Origin of the sequence: Nocardioides sp., assembly GCF_036374615.1 — a bacterium.
In the GTDB taxonomy this organism is placed as follows: domain Bacteria; phylum Actinomycetota; class Actinomycetes; order Propionibacteriales; family Nocardioidaceae; genus Nocardioides.
Genome location: NZ_DASUTK010000179.1, coordinates 1 through 5,130, shown reverse-complemented (window position 1 = coordinate 5,130; position 5,130 = coordinate 1). Strand labels below are relative to the sequence as shown.

Genomic DNA, 5,130 nt, shown 5'->3' with positions numbered 1-5,130 from the left:
GGAATCTGACACTCGGCGAGCTCGCCGCGGGAGGTCCGAGATTCACTGGTTGACCAGTGAATCTTGTGACTCGTGAGACTCAGCCACCCACCAGCGGGTCCAGCGCGACGGCGACGAACAGCAGCGACAGGTAGAGGTTCGAGGAGTGGAACAGCCGCATGGGCTGGATCCGGGTGAGGTCCTCGGTGCCGCGGGCGCGATGCCACATCCGGTGCGCCTCCACGAGGAAGACCGCACCCAGGACGGCGGCGGCCACGGGGTAGACCCACCCGGTCCCGGCCACCGGCCACAGCAGCAGCGACGTGGCCACCATCGCCCACGAGTACAACACGATCTGGCGACCGACCGCCTCGGCGCGGGCGACCACCGGCAGCATCGGGACGTCGACGTTCGCGTAGTCCTCGCGGTAGCGCAGCGCCAGCGCCCACGTGTGGGGCGGAGTCCAGAAGAACACCACGAGGAAGAGCACCACCGGCGGCCAGGCGAGCTCGCCGGTGACGGCAGTCCAGCCGATCAGCGCCGGGAAGCAACCTGCGAGGCCGCCCCACACGATGTTCTGCGTGGTCCGCCGTTTCAGCAGAACGGTGTAGACGACCAGGTAGAACAGCTCGGCCACCAGTGCGAGCCCGGCGGAGAGCCAGTTGACCCAGGTCGCGAGCACCACGGTCGCGAGGACACCCAGCACGATCCCGAACACGGTCGCGGCGACGGGTGACACGAGGTGGCGCGGCAACGCCCGGCGCCGGGTCCGACGCATCTGCTCGTCGATGTCCCGGTCGTAGACGCAGTTGAGGGCCGAGGCGGAGCCCGAGGACAGGGTGCCACCCACCACGGTGGCGACCACGAGGCCGAGATCGGGGACTCCGCGAGCGGCGAAGAACATGACCGGCACGGTGGTCAGCAGGAGGAGCTCGATGACGCGCGGCTTCATCAGACCGACGTACGCCGCGACCACGTCCTTGACGGTCGCCGACTGCGGCTGCGGCTGCGGCAGTGGTTGCGACTGCGCAGAGGCCGAGTGGCCGACGAATGTCAACGGATGTCCTCGGGTACGGGGCCGACGGAGGCGTGCATGCGCCTCGCAGTCTATCGCCCCGCATGAGTAGGCTCGCAGGTGAGGCGTGCCCCTCCTGGCCGATGTATGGCCGACGTACCAGACCACCCCTGCACGAAGAGGACACCTAGTGACCGCACTTGACTGGACCGATCTAGACGCGAAGGCCGTGGACACGGTGCGAGTGCTCGCGATGGACGCGGTGCAGAAGGTGGGCAACGGCCATCCGGGCACTGCCATGAGCCTCGCGCCGGCGGCATACCTGCTGTTCCAGAAGGTGATGCGGCACAACCCGGCCGACCCCGACTGGCACGGACGCGACCGGTTCGTCCTCTCCTGCGGGCACTCCAGCCTCACGCTCTACATCCAGCTGTACCTCGGCGGCTGGGGCCTCGAGCTCGAGGACCTCCAGGCGCTGCGGACGTGGGGCAGCAAGACCCCCGGTCACCCCGAGTACGGGCACACCGCCGGCGTCGAGACCACCACCGGCCCGCTCGGCCAAGGCGTCGGCAACGCGGTCGGGATGGCGATGGCGGCTCGACGCGAGCACGGCCTGCTCGACCCCAACGCCGCACCCGGGGAGTCCGTCTTCGACCACCACGTGTACGCCCTCGCGAGTGACGGCGACATCGAGGAGGGCGTCGCGTCGGAGGCGTCGTCCCTGGCCGGCACGCAGAAGCTCGGCAACCTCACCCTCATCTACGACCAGAACAAGATCTCGATCGAGGACGACACCGACATCGCGCTCTCCGAGGACGTCGCCAAGCGCTACGAGGCGTACGGCTGGCATGTGCAGACGGTCGACTGGACCAACGATGGCGCGAAGTACGAGGAGGACGTGCCCGCCCTCCACCGTGCGCTCCAGAGGGCGAACCGGGTCACCGACCAGCCGAGCCTGATCGTCCTGAAGACGATCATCGCCTGGCCCGCCCCGAACGCGCAGAACACCGGAGAGGCCCACGGCACCGCGCTCGGCGAGGACGAGGTCGCCGCCACCAAGCTGGTGCTCGGGTTCGATCCCGACCGCACGTTCGATGTCGATCCCGCCGTCCTGGCGCACACCCGCCAGGCCGTCGAGCGGGGCAAGGCCGCCCAGGCCGAGTGGGAGGAGCGCTTCCAGGCGTGGGCTCGCAAGCCCTCGGCCGACCTCGCGCTCTACGAGCGGCTGCAGACCCGCACGCTCCCCGAGGGCTGGGACTCCGAGCTCCCGACCTTCGACGCCGACCCCAAGGGTGTGGCGACCCGGAAGGCCTCCGGCCAGGTGCTGAACGCGCTCGCCGAGCGGGTGCCCGAGCTGTGGGGCGGCTCGGCCGACCTCGCCGGGTCGAACAACTCCACGATCGAGTCGGCGCCCTCCTTCGCGCCGGCCGAACGCTCCACCGACCTGTGGAAGGCCGACCCGTACGCGGGCAGGGTGCTGCACTTCGGCATCCGCGAGCACGGCATGGGCGCGATCCTGAACGGGATCGCGGCCCACGGAGGCAGCCGGCCGTTCGGGGCGACGTTCCTGACGTTCTCGGACTACATGCGGCCCGCGGTCCGGCTGGCCGCTCTGATGGGACTACCCGTCACCTACGTCTGGACCCACGACTCCATCGGGCTCGGTGAGGACGGCCCGACGCACCAGCCGATCGAGCACCTGGCCGCCCTCCGGGCGATCCCCGGGCTCGACGTGGTGCGACCCGCCGACGCCAACGAGACCGCGGCCGTGTGGCGCACCATCCTGTCGAACACGGACCGGCCGGCCGGCCTGGTCCTGACCCGGCAGAACGTGCCCGTCTTCCCGCGGGGTGAGGACGCCACGACAGGTGAGCACTGGTCCGACACCAGCAACGTGCACCGGGGCGGCTACGTGCTGCTCGAGGCCCCCGACCTCGACGGCCGCACCGGGTTGCCGGACGTCGTCCTGATCGGCACCGGCTCGGAGGTGCAGCTCGCCGTCGAGGCGCGCACCATGCTCGCCGAGCGTGGAGTCCGGGCTCGCGTCGTGTCGATGCCGTGCCGCGAGTGGTTCGACGCCCAGGAGACGTCATACCGCGAGACGGTGATCCCGCCAGTGGTCAAGGCCCGGGTCTCCGTCGAGGCCGGCATCGCACAGGGCTGGCGCGAGGTGGTCGGTGACCACGGCCGGATCATCTCCATCGAGCAGTACGGCGCATCCGCCGACTACGCACGCATCTTCCGTGAGCTCGGCGTCACGGCCGAGGCGGTCGCCGACGCGGCCGACGACAGCATCCGGGCCGCCGGCGGCTGACGACGCACCGTCGCAGCGCGCACCCAAGGGGTCACGCGGTCCACGAGAGGGAGGAACACCCGATGTCCACCAATCCACTGCAGCAGCTGACGGAGGCCGGAGTCTCGATCTGGCTCGACGACCTCTCCCGCGAACGGCTCGAGACCGGGAACCTCGCCGACCTGATCAAGAACAGCTTCGTGGTCGGCATCACCAGCAACCCGTCGATCTTCCAGGCCGCCCTGAGCGACGGCGAACGCTACGACCAGCAGATCCGTGAGCTCGCGGCCGACGGTGCCGACGTCTCGAAGGCGGCCCATGCCATCACGACCGACGACGTACGCGACGCCTGCCGTGTGATGCGCCCCGTGTACGACGCCACCGACGGGGTGGACGGCCGGGTGTCGATCGAGGTGGGTCCCGGGCTCGCGCACGACACGGCCGGCACCGTGGCCGAGGCGGCCTACCTCTGGGAGACGGTCGGCGAGCCCAACCTCTTCATCAAGATCCCGGGCACGCCGGAGGGCTGGCCTGCGATCACAGAGACCCTGGCCGCCGGGATCTGCGTCAACGTGACCCTGATCTTCGGTCTGGAGCAGTACCGCGAGGTCATGGAGGCTCACGTCGCCGGTCTCGAGCAGGCCGCGGCGAACGGGCACGACCTGAGCCGGATCCACTCGGTCGCGTCGTTCTTCGTCTCCCGCGTCGACACCGAGATCGACAAGCGGCTCGAGGCGGCGACGTCCGGCCCGGCCACCGATCCCGACCTGCGGGGCAAGGCAGGCGTCGCCAACGCCCGGCTGGCGTTCCGGATGTTCGAGGAGTTCTACAGCGGCGAGCGGTGGGAGGCGCTCGAAGCCCAGGGGGCTCGCAAGCAGCGTCCGCTGTGGGCGTCGACCGGCGTGAAGAACCCCGACTACGACGACACGATGTACGTCGTCGACCTGGTCGTCGAGGACACCGTCAACACCATGCCGGAGAAGACCCTCGAGGCGGTCGCCGATCACGGCGAGGTCCGCGGCGACCGGGTGCGGCCGTTCTACGACGACGCCGACGCCCACATGAAGGCCCTGGCCGAGGCCGGGATCGACTACGACGATGTCATCGCGGTACTGATCAAGGAGGGCGTCGAGAAGTTCGTCGTTGCCTGGGACGGGATGCTGGCGGCCCTGGAGGAGTCGCTGGAAGCAGCCCGCGCATGACCCAAGCCCCGGTCGATCCGACCACGACGGAGGCCTGGGCGCGGCTCAGCACGATCGCAGCGGACTTCTCCCCGGACCTGCGCGGCTGGTTCGCCGAGGACCCGGGAAGGGCCGAGCGGTACTCGCTCACCGCGGCTGACCTGTGGGTCGACCTGTCCAAGAACCTCGTGGACGACGACGTCATGGCGGCGCTGCTCGAGCTCGCTGACGCCGTGGGCGTGGTGGAGCGCCGGGACGCGATGTTCCGCGGTGACAGGATCAACGTCACCGAGGACCGGGCCGTGCTCCACACGGCGTTGCGGTTGCCTGCCGACGCGCGGCTCGAGGTGGACGGGCAGGACGTGGTCGCCGACGTCCACGACGTCCTGCGGCGGGTCTACGACTTCGCCGACCGGGTGCGGTCGGGCACCTGGACCGGTGCCACGGGCGAGCCGATCCGGACCCTGGTCAACATCGGGATCGGTGGCTCCGACCTCGGCCCGGTCATGGCCTACGAGGCTCTCACGCCGTACGTGCAGGACGGGCTGGAGTGCCGGTTCATCAGCAACATCGATCCCACCGACTGCGCGACGACGCTGGCCGGGCTCGACCCGGCGACGACGCTGTTCATCGTGTCCAGCAAGACGTTCGGTACGTTGGAG

At 69.9% G+C, this 5,130-nt stretch carries 3 protein-coding genes and 1 pseudogene; 3 read left to right on the top strand and 1 reads right to left on the bottom strand.

All coding sequences use genetic code 11. The features are described from left to right. Positions 1 to 79: 79 nt before the first annotated feature. On the bottom strand, positions 80 to 1,036 hold the full coding sequence (locus VFZ39_RS13985; protein WP_414690296.1) for a heme o synthase: 957 nt from the start codon (positions 1,034 to 1,036) through the stop codon (positions 80 to 82). Positions 1,037 to 1,247: 211 nt separating this feature from the next. Between VFZ39_RS13985 and tkt the strand changes: the two genes are divergently transcribed. From tkt to VFZ39_RS13970, 3 genes and pseudogenes are all read left to right on the top strand, one after another. Continuing rightward, a complete protein-coding gene (gene tkt / locus VFZ39_RS13980; RefSeq protein ID WP_330866383.1) occupies positions 1,248 to 3,308 on the top strand; it encodes a transketolase in 2,061 nt (686 codons plus the stop codon). Positions 3,309 to 3,370: 62 nt separating this feature from the next. Then, the gene (gene tal, locus VFZ39_RS13975) at positions 3,371 to 4,489 is read left to right on the top strand and encodes a transaldolase (RefSeq protein WP_330866382.1); all 1,119 of its coding nucleotides are present in this window, start codon (positions 3,371 to 3,373) and stop codon (positions 4,487 to 4,489) included. Beyond that, positions 4,486 to 5,130: pseudogene (locus tag VFZ39_RS13970) on the top strand (glucose-6-phosphate isomerase); the annotation flags it as partial. The gene tal and the pseudogene VFZ39_RS13970, both read left to right, overlap by 4 nt.

What these genes read in the sequence shown, in the direction of transcription:
- tkt (WP_330866383.1), top strand. Translation starts at nt 1,248, where the DNA reads ATGGACGCGGTGCAGAAGGTGGGCAACGGCCATCCGGGCACTGCCATG.
- tal (WP_330866382.1), top strand. Translation starts at nt 3,371, where the DNA reads ATGTCCACCAATCCACTGCAGCAGCTGACGGAGGCCGGAGTCTCGATC.